13 protein-coding genes are annotated in these 13,622 nt (G+C 66.1%); 5 read left to right on the top strand and 8 right to left on the bottom strand.

What is annotated here, in order from left to right; all coding sequences use genetic code 11:
• Genes AC0IX4_RS21645 through AC0IX4_RS21615 form a run of 7 tightly spaced genes read right to left on the bottom strand, consistent with a single transcriptional unit; the run spans window position 1 to window position 7,639 of the window.
• Entirely contained in the window at window positions 1–1,416 is a 1,416-nt protein-coding gene (locus AC0IX4_RS21645) for an arabinose isomerase (RefSeq protein WP_471831037.1), read from the bottom strand.
• Window positions 1,416–2,585 carry an L-rhamnose isomerase gene (gene rhaI, locus AC0IX4_RS21640; protein ID WP_042573776.1) on the bottom strand — a complete coding sequence of 390 codons (1,170 nt, stop codon included), beginning with the start codon at window positions 2,583–2,585 and terminating at the stop codon, window positions 1,416–1,418. Before rhaI ends, AC0IX4_RS21645 begins: the two co-directional genes overlap by 1 nt.
• Complete coding sequence (locus tag AC0IX4_RS21635; RefSeq protein ID WP_285184499.1) at window positions 2,582–2,929, bottom strand: L-rhamnose mutarotase; 348 nt, start codon at window positions 2,927–2,929, stop codon at window positions 2,582–2,584. The genes rhaI and AC0IX4_RS21635 overlap by 4 nt, the downstream gene beginning before the upstream one ends.
• A gap of 1 nt (window position 2,930) precedes the next feature.
• Window positions 2,931–4,016 (bottom strand): rhamnose ABC transporter substrate-binding protein, encoded by a 1,086-nt coding sequence (rhaS, locus tag AC0IX4_RS21630; protein ID WP_042573774.1) that lies wholly within the window; start codon window positions 4,014–4,016, stop codon window positions 2,931–2,933.
• 26 nt (window positions 4,017–4,042) lie between these two features.
• Window positions 4,043–5,080: an ABC transporter permease gene (locus AC0IX4_RS21625; RefSeq protein ID WP_471831034.1), complete on the bottom strand. Its 1,038-nt coding sequence runs from the start codon at window positions 5,078–5,080 to the stop codon at window positions 4,043–4,045.
• Window positions 5,070–6,116 carry an ABC transporter permease gene (locus tag AC0IX4_RS21620; RefSeq protein ID WP_056073472.1) on the bottom strand — a complete coding sequence of 349 codons (1,047 nt, stop codon included), beginning with the start codon at window positions 6,114–6,116 and terminating at the stop codon, window positions 5,070–5,072. Before AC0IX4_RS21620 ends, AC0IX4_RS21625 begins: the two co-directional genes overlap by 11 nt.
• Window positions 6,113–7,639, bottom strand: coding sequence for a sugar ABC transporter ATP-binding protein (locus tag AC0IX4_RS21615; protein ID WP_471831032.1), 1,527 nt, complete (start codon window positions 7,637–7,639; stop codon window positions 6,113–6,115). Before AC0IX4_RS21615 ends, AC0IX4_RS21620 begins: the two co-directional genes overlap by 4 nt.
• 279 nt (window positions 7,640–7,918) lie before the next feature.
• On the opposite strand from AC0IX4_RS21615, the gene AC0IX4_RS21610 reads away from it, so the two are divergent.
• Both AC0IX4_RS21610 and AC0IX4_RS21605 read left to right on the top strand, forming a co-directional pair.
• On the top strand, window positions 7,919–8,935 hold the full coding sequence (locus AC0IX4_RS21610; protein WP_328812248.1) for a LacI family DNA-binding transcriptional regulator: 1,017 nt from the start codon (window positions 7,919–7,921) through the stop codon (window positions 8,933–8,935).
• A gap of 39 nt (window positions 8,936–8,974) precedes the next feature.
• Window positions 8,975–10,018 (top strand): glycerophosphodiester phosphodiesterase family protein, encoded by a 1,044-nt coding sequence (locus AC0IX4_RS21605; RefSeq protein ID WP_471831030.1) that lies wholly within the window; start codon window positions 8,975–8,977, stop codon window positions 10,016–10,018.
• Between the two features lies 1 nt (window position 10,019).
• Here AC0IX4_RS21605 and AC0IX4_RS21600 read toward each other — a convergent pair whose 3' ends face one another.
• On the bottom strand, window positions 10,020–10,703 hold the full coding sequence (locus AC0IX4_RS21600) for a FadR/GntR family transcriptional regulator (protein WP_471831028.1): 684 nt from the start codon (window positions 10,701–10,703) through the stop codon (window positions 10,020–10,022).
• A gap of 70 nt (window positions 10,704–10,773) precedes the next feature.
• On the opposite strand from AC0IX4_RS21600, the gene AC0IX4_RS21595 reads away from it, so the two are divergent.
• From AC0IX4_RS21595 to AC0IX4_RS21585, 3 genes are read left to right on the top strand one after another with little or no spacing between them, the layout of a single operon-like run.
• Complete coding sequence (locus AC0IX4_RS21595) at window positions 10,774–11,514, top strand: (Fe-S)-binding protein (protein ID WP_056073464.1); 741 nt, start codon at window positions 10,774–10,776, stop codon at window positions 11,512–11,514.
• Window positions 11,511–12,977, top strand: a complete 1,467-nt coding sequence (locus AC0IX4_RS21590) for a LutB/LldF family L-lactate oxidation iron-sulfur protein (protein ID WP_307091655.1) — start codon at window positions 11,511–11,513, stop codon at window positions 12,975–12,977. Before AC0IX4_RS21595 ends, AC0IX4_RS21590 begins: the two co-directional genes overlap by 4 nt.
• On the top strand, window positions 12,974–13,573 hold the full coding sequence (locus AC0IX4_RS21585) for a LutC/YkgG family protein (protein WP_471831026.1): 600 nt from the start codon (window positions 12,974–12,976) through the stop codon (window positions 13,571–13,573). The genes AC0IX4_RS21590 and AC0IX4_RS21585 overlap by 4 nt, the downstream gene beginning before the upstream one ends.
• Window positions 13,574–13,622 lie beyond the last annotated feature (49 nt).

Raw genomic sequence — 13,622 nt, 5'->3', positions numbered from 1 at the left:
CTAGACGCTGATATAAGAAATGCCGAGCAGCTCTGCTGCGGCCTTGATGTCCTTGGCGCGGTGCCCGATGCACAGTGCCCAGTGGTGGCCGGTGCCGGTGGCACTCCACTCGTCCGTCCACTCGCCGGGATCGCGCCCGAAGTCGACGCGGGACGTGGTGTTGCCGATCTGCAGCAGAGGGCCGGGTACAACGGTGCCCTCGGAGGTGATGAACGTGAACGAGCCGTCACGGTTCTGTCCGATAGCGAAGGTCGTCACGGGCCCGGGCTGTACGTCGAACTCGACGCTGACGCCGTATCCACGTTTCCCGTGATAAACACCGAGGCCGCGGAGCAGAGGCTCGCCGGCCGACACCTGGAGGTGCGCGGGCCCGTCGTGCCCCATCTCGACGACACCGTCTCGGAAGTTCAGTGCTTGAAGCTCGGTGAAAGACCCACCGGCGCCCAGGCGGTCCGCGATCAGCATGGCGACGGCGGTGCGGATGTCGTATTCGCCGGCCAACGGAATTCCGCGGGCTGTGAGCAGCGAGGCGCCCAGAATCATGCCGGCGCCGAGACGTTCGTGCAGTTCGCCGTCGAGTCCGCGGTGGTAGTACGCCATGGCGTCGAGTCCGAAGTCGTCCACGAGGGCATCGAGGCCGACCGATACGCGAGCGCCCCACGCGAAGTCGTCGTTCACGACGGAGTCGTCGAGGTGGAAGACGCTGCGCGCGAGTTCGAGTCGCTCGTCCACCTGTGCGTCGGTGACGCTCTGGACACGCACCCGCAGGTCGTCGAATTCCAGTACCTCGACGTGGGCGCCGAACTGCGACGACAGCAGGGTCATGTCGGTCGAGATGTCCAGCATGCCCGGATACAGATGCCCCATCAGGCCGAGCCGGGAGTGTCGCAGCGCAGCGCGCGCCGACGCGGCTCCCACCCATGCCTCGATGCGGGACCACGCGTTCTCGTCGTGGAGATAGCCCGAGACGGAGCGGAAGTCGATACCGCTGCGACGGAACACGTTCGCCACCTCGGGGAGCGGGCACTGGCCGCAGTACGCGAGCCATTCGCCGGTGCCCGTAGTGGCGTGGTCCATGGCCTCGGTGGGTTGCAGATCGATCAACAACACCGGGGCATCGACTCGTTGCGCGATGGGCAGCACCATCGACGACGTGAGATACGTCGTCAGGAATACGACGACGAGGTCGCAATCGGCAACTCGCAACTTCTCGGCCGCAGAGGCAGATTCCGTTGCATCGGAGACGAAGCCGGCATCGACCACGACGCAGTCCTGCTTCTCGAACCGCTCGGTGACGTAGCGAGCGGACTGCCGCAACGTCTCCAGGAGACCGGGGAACTGTGGCCAGTAAGCACCCAGTCCGCCCGACACCAGCCCCAGGCGGGTCTTCCTCGGAACCGTCCGCTCCAGGCCCATCAGGCTCCCCAGCTCGCTTGCTGTCCGCCGACGCGCTCGGCTTCGACGCGTTCCATGTACCCGGAGCGGGCGAAGGCGGCGACGGGGTCTCGGTCGATGCCGCGGGACTCCCGCAGATCACCGAGCAGCCCACGGACATCGGTGTTGTAGGCGTCCATGAGCACCGCGTGGGCACCGAGGATGTCGCCGTCGATCTGCGCCTTCTCGAGTGCCGACGCATCGATGAGCAACGCTTTCGCGGTGGCTTCCTGCACGTTCATGATCGACCGGATCTGGCCGGGGATCTTCGGCTCGATGTTGTGGCACTGGTCGAGCATGAAGTTGATGCCGGACGAGGGGAGGTGAGCATCGGAGGCGACGATCTCGTGCATGATGCGGAACAGCTGGAACGGGTCCGCGGCACCGACGATGAGGTCGTCGTCGGCATAGTTGCGGGAGTTGAAGTCGAAGGCGCCCAGCTTGTTCTGTCGGATGAGCTGCGTGACGATGAATTCGATGTTGGTGCCCGGCGCGTGGTGCCCGGTGTCGAGGACCACCTTCGCCTTGTCTCCGAGGGCGAGGCAGTGCAGCAGCGACGTGCCCCAGTCGGGGATGTCGGTCGTGTAGAAGTACGGCTCGAAGAACTTGTATTCGATGAGGAGTGTGTGGTCGTCGTCGAGGCCGGCGTAGATCTCCTGCAGCGACTCGGCGAGACGATCCTGGCGCGCACGGATGGAGTCCTGCCCGGCGTAGTTGGTGCCGTCGGGAAGCCAGAGCTTGAGTGTCTTAGAGCCGGTGGCCCGCATGACGTCGACGCACTCGAGGTGGTGGGCGACGGCCTTGGCGCGAATCCGCTTATCGGCGTTGGTCAATGACCCGAGCTTGTAGTCGTCGTCCTGGAAGACGTTCGAGTTCACGGCTCCCAATGCGACGCCGTTCTCGGCGGCAAACGAGGCGAGCGCGGAGTAGTCGTCGACCTTGTCCCACGGAATGTGCAGCGAGACGCGGGGAGCTGCGCCGGTGACGCGGTTGACCTCGGCGGCGTCGGCTACCTTCTCGAAAGGAGTGCGGGGCACGCCGGCGGTGGAGAAGACCTTGAAGCGGGTTCCGGAGTTTCCGTAGGCCCAGCTGGGCACCTCGATACCGAAGTCGGCGAGGGCCGAGATGTCCTGAACTGCTGTGGTGCTCATGATGGGTGACCTTCGCGGAGTTGAGTCTCGAGGTGGAAGAGTTCGCGCAGCAGCACGAATCCTTCGTCGGGGGTGGCAGACCCGAGGCCCGTGAAGAACGGAGCCATCTGGGCCTGCCACCGTGCGTTGACGTCGGTACTGCTCATCGCTGCCTGCGCCGCGCCCAAGTCGGGGCTTTCGACGTAGCCGACGATCAGGCCGTCGTCACGGATGTGCAGGGAATAGTTGTTCCAGCCGTTCACTTTCAGGGCCTCGAGCATCTCGGGCCACACCTCGGCGTGACGACGGGAGTACTCGGGGACCGATTCCGGCCTGAGCTGCAGCGTGAAGCAGTACCGGTTCATGTCAGAAGTTGTACTGGTCGATATTGGCGGAGTCGAAGACCGTGGGCGGTCCGAGGACCAGTTCGCCGTCGACACCGATGGTGTATTCGCCGAGCTCGCCCGCGGTGAACTTCTCACCTTCGGCGCCGGTGATCTGACCGGACGACAAGGCTGCACCGGCGTAGGCGGCGAGGTAGCCGATGTCGGTGGGATCCCACAGCGCGAACTGCTTCACGGTGCCGTTCTTGACGTACTCACGCATCTGGTTCGGCGTGCCGAGTCCGGTGAGGACGATCTTGTCCTTGTACGACGAGCCCGAAATGTAGCGGGCGGCAGCGGAAATGCCGACGGTGGTGGGGGAGACGATGGCCTTCAGGTCCGGGTAGGTCTGCAGCAGACCCTGGGTCTCCTGGAAGGACTTCTGGTCGTCGTCGTTGCCGTAGACGGTGGTGACGAGCTCGATGTCCTTGTACTCCGGGTTGGAGGCGAGCTGCTCCTTCAGCACCTCGATCCACGCATTCTGGTTGGTGGCGTTGGGAGTTGCGGACAGAATGGCGATCTTGCCGGATCCGCCGATCTGGTCGCTCGTCATCTTCGCCAGCGACTCGCCGACACCCTCGGTGGTGGCCTGGTTGATGAACAGGTCGCGGCAGCTCTTGTCGGCGTCGGAGTCGAAGGTGACGACCTTGACGCCGGCGTCACGCGCTTGGTTCAGCGAGGGGCACACCGCGTTGGGATCGTTCGCTGCGATCGCGATGACGTTCTGGTTCTGCTGGATCAAGGTGTTGATGTAGGACACCTGCGACGATGCGCTGGCGTCGTTGGGGCCGACCAGCTTGTACTCGCCCCCGAACTCGCCGACTGCCTTCTCGCCACCGGCGACCTCGATGTCGGAGTACGGGTTGTTGAGCTGCTTGGGCAGGAAGCCGATCTTGAGGCCGTCCTGGATCTCGGCGTCGGGGTTGGCGGTGCCGGTGACGCGGCTTCCGCTGTCGGAGGACTCGGAGGCCGACTCCTGCGTCGTGCCACCGCAGGCGGTGAGGACGAGAGACAGGGCGGCGATGCCGGCCAGCGGCGCCAGCGCGAGGCGCCGGGAGGTGCGGGACATGGTGGACCTTTCGGGAAGGGGGTGGATCAGAGTCGTGCGACGGCTTTGCGACGGTCCGACGAGGTGCGGACTGCCTTGATGAGGTTGGGCAGGAGGACGGCGACGATGAGCAGGACGCCGGTGACGACGGTGAGTGCTTCGTTGGAGATGTCCTCGAGACGCAGTGCGTTCTGCAGTGCCGCGAGGAGGACGACGGCGGCGAGAACGCCGACGAGCCGGCCCTTGCCTCCGAAGATCGAGACGCCACCGAGAAGGACTGCGGCGACGACGGACAGTTCGAGGCCGGCACCGTTGTCGGCGCGAGCACTCGAGTAGCGCAGGCTCCACAGAACACCGGCCAGGGCGGCGACCGCTCCGGCGACGACGTAGAGCCAGAACTTGATGCGGTTGCCGTTGATGCCGGCGAACTTCGCGGCCGTGGCACTGGCGCCGGTGGCGTAGATGTTGCGGCCGAGCGAGGTGAACTGCAGGACCGCGCCGAACACTACCGCGAGGATGATCAGTGGCACAGCGAGATTGGGAACCGACGAATCTCCCAGTGTGCCGGTGACCCACGAGGTGTAGGCCCGCGGGAAGTTGGACACGGCGGTGTCGCCCAACAGGACGAAGGCGAGTCCGCGGAAGAGCGCGAGCGTGCCGATCGTGACGGCGAGGGACGGTAGACCCAGCGTGGCGACGAGGAATCCGTTGAGCGCGCCGAGCAGTGCACCGAGCAGGATGCACATGGGGACGATGGCCTCGATGGTGAAGCCGTTGTTCCACATCCAGCCCATCGCCGCGCCGCTCAGACCGAGGGTGCTGGCGACGGAGAGGTCGATCTCGCCGGTGACGATGATCAACGTCATCGGCAGCGCGATGAGGAAGATCGGCGCGAGGTCGAGTACCAGGAAGGTGAAATTGGTGGCGCTGCCGAAGTCGGGGTTCATCACCGACGCACCGAGCACGACGACGATGGTCAGGAAGATGACCGCGGTGTCCCAGCTGGCCAGCAGCTCCCGGATGCGACTGCCCTGCTGCACGGTCGGTGCGGGGGCGTCGGGACGGGTGGCGAGATCACTCGACATGAGCGCTCCTCTTCCGAAGTTGCTGGGCGGCACGCACGGCCGCGATGCGATCCGCCGCGATGGCGATGAGGATGAGCGCGCCGACGATGGCCTGCTGCCAGAACTGATCGATCTGCAGGACCGGGAGCGAGCTGTTGATGGTGGTCAGCAGCAGGGCGCCGAGGGCGGCTCCCCACACGGTGCCGACCCCGCCGACGACGGCCACGCCGCCGACGACGCAGGCTGCGATGACGTTGAGTTCGTAGCCGGTGCCGGCGGCCGCGTCGACGGTGCCGAAGCGGGCGGCGAACATGACTCCGGCGATACCGGCCATGGCGCCGGAGAAGGCGAAGGCCGCCAGCGTGCGCTTGCCGACGGAGATGCCGGCGAGTTCGGCGGCGTGACCGTTGGACCCGATGGCGTAGAGGTCGCGGCCGCTGCGGTATCGGCCGAGGTAGATGCCAGCTCCGACGAGTGCGATGACGGCGACGATCACCAGGACGGGGAGTCCGAGAACACTGGCCGTGCCGAGATCGAGGAAGGAGCCGGGCATCTCGTCGGCGGTGATCTGCTCGCCGCCCGCCCAGAAGAAGGCGATGCCGCGGAAGATGTACATGGTGCCGAGCGTGACCACCAGGGCGGGAACGCCGCCGTAGCGGACGAGCAGCGCGTTGAAGACTCCGCACAGCGTGCCGACGACGATGCCCGCGAGGATGCCGAGCACGATCGGCGAGCCGGCCTTCATGACCGACCCCGCAGCGAATGCGGACAGGCCCAGCACCGAGCCGACGGAGAGGTCGATGTTCTTGGTGATCATGACGACTGTCTGACCGACGGCAAGCACGGCGATGATCGACGCGGCGAGCAGCAGGTCGCGGATGCTCTGACCGGACAGGAACGAGCTGTTGGTCGCCGCGGTCACGGCGATGAGGACGACGAGCGCGCCGAGGATGCCCAGCGAGCGCATTCTCAGGATCTTCTCGACCAGCGAGCTCCCGTCCTTGGTGACAGGTTTGAGCGGGTCGGCCGCCGGGGCGGTCTGGGTGGTGACGGTCATGCTGCGGACTCCGATCCCATGGCGGCGAACATGACCGATTCCTCGGTGGCATGATCGCGATCGATCTCCGCGGCGATGCGGCCTTCGCGCATGACGAGCACGCGGTCGGCCATACCGAGGACCTCCGGCAGTTCCGAGGAGATCATGACGACGGCGACTCCTTCACTGGCGAGACGCGAAATGATCTTGTGGACTTCGGCTTTGGTGCCGACGTCGATGCCGCGGGTGGGCTCGTCGACGATGAGAACGATCGGGTCGGTGGCGAGCCACTTGGCCAGCACCACCTTCTGCTGGTTGCCGCCGGACAGGGTGCCGACAGGGTCGGTGATGCGCGAGAACTTGGTCTGCAGCTTCTTCGTCCATTCCTGGGCCGAGCGGCGCTCGCCACCACCGACGAGGAACCCGAAGCGCGACAGCGCCTGTGAACGCGTGAGCGTCGCATTGCGCTCGATCGACATCTCGGGGATCAGGCCCTGCTGGCGACGGTCCTCGGGAACGAGGGCGATACCCGCTCGCATGGCGGCCTTGGGATTGCCGGCCTTCAGCACCTTGCCGCGGACCTTGACGGAACCGGAATCGCGGGGGTCGACGCCGAAGACGGCTTGCATGACCTCGGAGCGTCCGGCCCCGACCAATCCGGCGAGTGCGACGATCTCGCCTGCTCGCACCTGGAAGCTGACGTCGGTGAACACTCCGGCACGCGTGAGGTTCTCGACCTCGAGGATGACGGCACCGGGGATGACGTCGAGCTTGGGGAACAGTGCGCCGAGTTCGCGGCCGACCATCTGCTTGATCAGGTCGTCGACGGTGAGTCCGGCCAGCGGTGCGGTGGAGATGTGCTTGCCGTCGCGCATGACGGTGACGCGCTGGCAGAGGTCGAAGATCTCTTCGAAGCGGTGCGAGATGAACAGCACGGCAGCTCCGTCGGCGCACAGGGAGCGAGCGACCTTGAAGAGGCGGGCGACCTCGTTACCCGACAGCGCGGCGGTGGGTTCGTCCATGACGATGACGGACGCCTTGGTGGACAGCGCTTTGGCGATCTCGACGAGCTGCTGATCGGCGATGGACAGTCCGCTCGCGAGCCGGTTCGGATCCATCGGAACACCCAGGCGAGTGAACAGTGCATCGGCGGCGGTGTTCATGGCGCCGCGGTCGATCATCCGGCCGCGCGAGGTGGGCTGGGCACCGATGTAGATGTTCTCGGCGATAGTCAGGTCCGGGAACAGCGTCGGCTCCTGGTAGATGACGGCGATGCCCTCGGCCTTCGCGGCGGCGGGGGAGTCGAGCGTGATCGGGGTACTGCCGGCGAGCAGCGTGCCGGTGTCCGGCTTGTGCACACCGGCCAGCATCTTGACGATGGTGGACTTGCCGGCACCGTTCTCGCCCACGAGTGCGTGCGCTTCACCGCCGTAGAGCGGAAAGGACACCCCGGAGACGGCGGCGACGCTTCCGAACGACTTGGTGACGTCACGGACTTCGAGCAGGGGAACTGCGGTGGGCGTCGTCGCACTGGGGACGCTCATGGATGGGACCTCCGTCGGACCGAAGCGATTCGAATTGAATCGGTTCATTCAGCTCCGTGAACATAGAAGTGACGGGGGCCACTGGTCAACCCCGTGACCCGGATCACGACACAGCGTTACCGAACCGTGATGTTTCCAATGTTGAGCAGCAACGATGAGGATCGGTCACGAACTGTCGTGTCGTGGGGCGGCTCGGTGGGTTCGAGAACGCCGTTCAGTTGCGTCACCGTCGGTAAACCGATTCAATGGCGACCGTAACGGCATCGAAGGGGGGCGATCGTGGCAGCGAGCATGCGTGAGGTCGCCGCTCTAGCGGGAGTCTCCATGGGCACCATCAGCAATGTTCTGAACAAGCCCGACATGGTCTCCGCCGCCACCCGTGAGCGCGTCGAGGCGGCCATCGCGCAGCTCGGATTCGTGCGTAACGACGCGGCCCGCCAACTTCGAGCCGGCCAGTCCCGCATGCTCGCCGTCGTGGTCCTCGACGCCCGGAACCCGTTCTTCCTCGACGTGGCAGCCGGTGCCGAATCCGTGGCGGACGTGAACGATCTGTTGACCGTGATCGTCGGCAGCGGCGAGTCCGAAGAGCGCGAGAACCGTCAGCTTCGCCTGCTCATGGAGCAGCGCGTGCAGGGCATCCTGCTCAGTCCCGTGGGCGAGAACGTGCCGATGCTCGACAACCTCGACCGCCAGGGCACCCCGGTGGTGTTGCTCGATCGCGGGTCGCATGCCCCCGGCAGATCGTCGGTCGCGGTCGACGACGTTCTCGGGGGACGGTTGGCTGCACGGCATCTCATGGATCTGGGACACCGCACCCTGGTCTACGTCGGCGGCCCGGACAGCATTCGGCAGGTGCGCGACCGCCGCTCCGGCGCACTCACGGCTGTCGCCGAATCGGCCAGTACCCGCATGTCGACCGTGTGGTCGACGTCGTTGTCCATCGAGGCCGGCGCACGAGCTGCCGCCCGGATCTTCGACATGACCGATGCCCCGCCGACCGGGGTCGTGTGCGCGAACGACCTGCTCGCGCTGGGTGTGCTGCAGGAATGTGTGCACCGCGGCGTGCGTGTGCCGGAGGACTTGGCCATCGTCGGATACGACGACATCGACTACGCCGCGGGTGCAGCAGTTCCCCTTACGTCCATCTCGCAGCCCCGAGCCGAATTAGGCAGGGCTGCAGCCGAACTACTGCTCGAGCAGGTCTCGGCGTCGGGCGCTCACGAGTTCCGGCAGCTGACCTTCGAGCCGTCGTTGGTGGTGCGAGGGTCGACCGATCAGGGGTGGCGCGCGCGCTGATCCATCAAGCGTTCACCTTTCCGGCTTAGCGTGGGCGTCATGGCGATGCGACGAGTGCTGCTGACGGTCTCGATGTGTATGGCGTTGGCGGCCTGCTCCACGCAGGAGACCGAGACCGCGCAGCCGCTCGATGGCTTCGACCTCCAAGCGCACCGCGGCGGCCTCGGACTGGTCACCGAGAGCACGCTCGCCTCGTTCACCAACGCCCTCGAGCTCGGCGTCACCACCCTCGAGATGGACACCCAGATCGCCGAGGACGGCATCGCCGTCGTGACGCACGACGGGAAAGTGTCGGACGCGAAGTGCCGCGATACCCGGCCCGCGACCGACGACGATCCCGAGTTTCCCTACGTCGGGAAGTTCGTCAACACCCTGACGCTGGCGCAGGTGCGGACCCTGAATTGTGGTGTGACGCAGCTCGACGGCTATCCCGATCAGCGGGTGGCGACATTTGCCGGCATCCCGACCCTCGACGAGGTTCTCGCGCTGGTGAACTCGTACGACTCCACGGTGCAGCTGAACATCGAGACCAAGGTGGAGGCGGCGGCGCCCACCGAGACGGCGCCCCGTGAGCAGTTCGCCGACGTGGTGCTCGCCTCGGTGGGGGCGGCAGGCCTGCTCGATCGCACCACCATTCAGAGTTTCGACTGGGGCGCTCTCCTCGCGGTGCAGAAGGTCGACCCGTCGATGCGTCTGGTCGCGCTCACGGAGCCCGACTTCCTCCAGGTCGGAGAAGCGGGGGCATCTCCGTGGCTGGGCGGTCTCGACATCGACGAGTTCGACGGCGATCCGGTGGCGGCGGTGCAGTCGTTCGGCGCCCACGCTCTCTCGCCCGTCCAGGGCACCCCGCAGAAGGGAGTCGTGGGCGATCCGGACTTCGAGTTCTACGTGACACCCGAGATGGTGGCGTCCGCGCATGCCGCCGGGATCCGTGTCGTGCCGTGGACGGTGGACGATCCCGCGACCATGGCGGCGCTGATGGACATGGGTGTCGACGGCATCATCACCGACTATCCCGACCGTCTGCGAGAGGTAATGGGGGAGCGAGGGATGGCGCTACCGGACCCGGCCACGACGCGCTGAGCTAGTCGAGCCGCATCAACCCGTAGAACCCCTCGATGTGCTCGCGCGCCAGGGTGGCGGCCTTGGCGCCGTGGCCTCGGCGCAACGCGTCGACGATGCCGCGATGCTCGCACCGAAGGTTCACGGCGACGGCCGACCAGTCGTCGAGCATCGGCACGGCGTCCATGACGTAGCCATGGATCGAGTCGCGGAGCGAGGTCATCATCGCCTCGATCAACACGTTGCCCGCAAGCCCGGCGAACTGAACATGCAGCTCGGCGTCGAGGCGGTGGAACTGATCGGGTTCGAGGCTCTGGTCGTCCATTCGGTCGAGTAGCTCGTCGATGGCTGTGAGGTCGGGGGTGCGCGCCGCGGCTTCGCGTAGCGCCCACGACTCGAGGAGCACGCGCGTCTGCACCACGTCGGCGATGGGCAGGAACTGCGTGGCCATGTGCAGGCGCAGTGCCGAGCCGATGGACGTGGCAGGGTCCGCCACCACGATTGCTCCCGCGTCGGGGCCCGACCCGACCGACGTCTTAACGACGCCCATCGCCTCCAGGACGCGGATGGCCTCGCGAACCGAGCTGCGGCCGACGCCGAGTTCCTCAGCGAGTGCGCGCTCGGCCGACAGCCGGTCGCCGACGCGGAGTCGGGCCGCCGCCAGGTCCTGTTCGATGCGGTGGAGAACCACCTCGTGTGCGCGCATTGTCGGAGAATAGCTGGTGTGGTCTGACCACAGGGGTTACTGTGGTCAGACCACACGCTCTGGAGGCTCCATGCGGATCGCCCTGTTCGCCACCTGTCTGGCGGACGCACTCTTCCCCGAGTCAGCGAAAGCGACTGTCTCACTGCTCGAACGGCTCGGTCACACCGTCGTCTTCCCGTCGGACCAGACATGCTGCGGCCAGATGCACGTCAACACCGGCTACCTCAAAGAAGCCGCACCGCTGGTGCGCCACCACGTCGAGGTCTTCGAGAAATCGTCGTGGGATGTCGCGGTAGCACCGTCGGGATCGTGCGTCGGATCGGTGCGGCACCAGCACGCGATGGTCGCCCGCCGCGCCGGTGACGAGGACCTGGCCACGCGCGCCGAGGACATCGCCGGACGCACCTACGAGCTGTCCGAACTGCTCGTCGACGTCCTCGGAGTCACCGACGTGGGCGCCTACTACCCGCACCGCGTCACCTACCACCCCACGTGCCATTCGCTGAGAATGCTGCGCGTCGGCGACAAGCCCCTCGAACTGCTGCGCAACGTGCGCGGCATGACCTTGGTCGAACTGCCCCAGGCCGAGTCGTGCTGCGGCTTCGGCGGAACGTTCGCGCTGAAGAACTCCGAGACGTCGACGGCGATGCTCTCGGACAAGATGGCCAACGTGCTGTCCACCGGGGCCGAGGTGTGCAGCGCCGGGGATTCGTCCTGCCTGATGCACATCGGTGGCGGACTGTCCCGCCTGCGCACCGGCGTCAAGACCGTCCACCTTGCCGAGATCCTTGCGTCGACGGAGGCAGCATGACCACCTTCTTGGGTTCGCCCGGCATCGGCAACATTCGCGGGGAGGAGAGCTTCCCGAAGGCCGCGAAGCGCGCGCTGCAGGACACTCAGATGCGGCGCAACGTCGGGGCTGCGACCAAGACCATTCGCGAAAAACGACTGGGAGCTGTTGCGGAGTGCGATGACTGGGAAGAACTGCGCCTTGCCGGTAGTGCCCTCAAGACCGACGTGATGTCGAGGCTGCCCGAACTGCTGCAGCAACTCGAAGCCAACGTCACCGCCCGCGGGGGAGTGGTGCACTGGGCACGCGACGCCGACGAGGCCAATCGCATCATCACGGACTTGGTCAAGGCCACGGGCAGTGACGAGGTGGTCAAGGTGAAATCCATGGCCACCCAGGAGACCGGCCTGAACGAGTACCTCGAAGCCGAGGGCATCGCCGCGATCGAGACCGATCTGGCCGAGCTCATCGTGCAGCTGGGTGACGACAAGCCCAGCCACATCCTCGTTCCCGCAATTCACCGGAACCGCGCGGAGATTCGAGAGATCTTCCTCCGCCGGATGCCCGGTGTCGACGCGGCCATCACCGACGAGCCGCGCGAACTGGCGATGGCGGCGCGCGAGCACCTGAGGCGGAAGTTCCTGTCGGCGAAGGTCGCCATCAGCGGCGCAAACTTCGGTGTCGCCGAGACGGGGACGCTCGCCGTCGTCGAGTCCGAAGGCAACGGGCGCATGTGTCTGACGCTGCCCGACACCCTCATCACACTGATGGGCATCGAGAAGCTGGTTCCCACGTTCGCGGACCTCGAAGTGTTCATGCAGCTGCTTCCCCGCTCGTCCACGGCCGAGCGGATGAACCCGTACACCTCGATGTGGACCGGGGTGCATGAGGGCGACGGTCCCCAGAACTTCCACCTGGTGCTCATCGACAACGGCAGAACCAACGTGCTTGCCGACGAGGTAGGCCGCGCCGCCCTCAACTGCATTCGCTGCAGCGCGTGCTTGAACGTGTGCCCGGTCTATGAGCGGACCGGTGGGCACGCGTACGGGTCTGTGTATCCGGGCCCGATCGGTGCGATTCTGTCGCCCCAGCTCACCGGCACGACCGGTCACGACGATCCCAATGCCTCACTGCCGTATGCGTCGTCACTGTGCGGGGCATGTTTCGATGCGTGTCCCGTACGTATCAACATCCCGGAGATTTTGGTGCACCTTCGGGCGGAGCAGGTCGACTCCGAACGCGGCGGCATCCCCGGCGCGCAAGAGATCGCGATGCGGGCGGCAGGGTGGGCGATGAACTCGCCGAAGCGATTCGGGATGGCCGAGAAGGCTGCAGGCGTCGGACGCCTGCTGGCAGGGAAGAAGGGCCACATCGAGTCTCTTCCCTTCCCAGGATCGTTGTGGACCACCAGCCGTGACATGCCGGCGCCTCCGAAAGAAACGTTCCGCCAGTGGTGGGCACGAACGCACGAGGATGAGTCATGAACGCAAAGTCGGAGATTCTCGAGCGCATCCGTTCCGCTACCGCGGGTGGGGTTGCCGGAGTCGATGTTCCGCGGGACTACGACCGAGCTGCTCTTGTCGGGCCGGGGAACGTGGACCGCTTCGCCGAAACGGTCGACGACTACCGGGCGCAGGTGTACCGGATATCCGAGGCCGAGATCGCCGGCACGGTGGCGTCGTTGCTCGGTGGTGGTCGAGCGGTTGTACCCGTCGATCTGCCCTCTGCCTGGGTCGACGGCATAGCGGTGGTTCCGGACGAGGTCCTGTCGATCGACCAACTCGATGCCCTCGACGCGGTGATCACCGGCTGCGCGGTGGGGATCGCCGCCACGGGAACGATCGTGCTCGATGCGTCTGTCGCGCAGGGTCGTAGGGCTCTGACACTGGTGCCGGACCACCACATCTGCATCGTCCGCGCCGACCAGGTAGTGGACACGGTGCCGCAGGCGTTCGCGGTGCTGGACGCCACTCGGCCGCTGACTTTCATCAGCGGGCCGAGTGCGACCAGTGACATCGAGTTGAACAGGGTGGAGGGAGTCCACGGGCCCCGGCGGTTGGATGTGCTCATCGTCGAGTGACTCAAGGTCGTGGACTTCTACCCCCGCTCAGCGGTGGCAGAAGTCCACA

The organism is Rhodococcus sp. AC861, assembly GCF_979256035.1.
Note: the sequence above shows the minus strand (reverse complement) of the source record. Positions and strands in the feature narration are given on the sequence as shown.

Excerpts from the sequence above, each read along its gene's own strand:
- AC0IX4_RS21645 (WP_471831037.1), bottom strand. The coding sequence starts at position 1,416 with ATGGGCCTGGAGCGGACGGTTCCGAGGAAGACCCGCCTGGGGCTGGTG.
- rhaI (WP_042573776.1), bottom strand. The coding sequence starts at position 2,585 with ATGAGCACCACAGCAGTTCAGGACATCTCGGCCCTCGCCGACTTCGGT.
- AC0IX4_RS21635 (WP_285184499.1), bottom strand. The coding sequence starts at position 2,929 with ATGAACCGGTACTGCTTCACGCTGCAGCTCAGGCCGGAATCGGTCCCC.
- rhaS (WP_042573774.1), bottom strand. The coding sequence starts at position 4,016 with ATGTCCCGCACCTCCCGGCGCCTCGCGCTGGCGCCGCTGGCCGGCATC.
- AC0IX4_RS21625 (WP_471831034.1), bottom strand. The coding sequence starts at position 5,080 with ATGTCGAGTGATCTCGCCACCCGTCCCGACGCCCCCGCACCGACCGTG.
- AC0IX4_RS21620 (WP_056073472.1), bottom strand. The coding sequence starts at position 6,116 with ATGACCGTCACCACCCAGACCGCCCCGGCGGCCGACCCGCTCAAACCT.
- AC0IX4_RS21615 (WP_471831032.1), bottom strand. The coding sequence starts at position 7,639 with ATGAGCGTCCCCAGTGCGACGACGCCCACCGCAGTTCCCCTGCTCGAA.
- AC0IX4_RS21605 (WP_471831030.1), top strand. The coding sequence starts at position 8,975 with ATGGCGATGCGACGAGTGCTGCTGACGGTCTCGATGTGTATGGCGTTG.
- AC0IX4_RS21600 (WP_471831028.1), bottom strand. The coding sequence starts at position 10,703 with ATGCGCGCACACGAGGTGGTTCTCCACCGCATCGAACAGGACCTGGCG.
- AC0IX4_RS21595 (WP_056073464.1), top strand. The coding sequence starts at position 10,774 with ATGCGGATCGCCCTGTTCGCCACCTGTCTGGCGGACGCACTCTTCCCC.
- AC0IX4_RS21590 (WP_307091655.1), top strand. The coding sequence starts at position 11,511 with ATGACCACCTTCTTGGGTTCGCCCGGCATCGGCAACATTCGCGGGGAG.
- AC0IX4_RS21585 (WP_471831026.1), top strand. The coding sequence starts at position 12,974 with ATGAACGCAAAGTCGGAGATTCTCGAGCGCATCCGTTCCGCTACCGCG.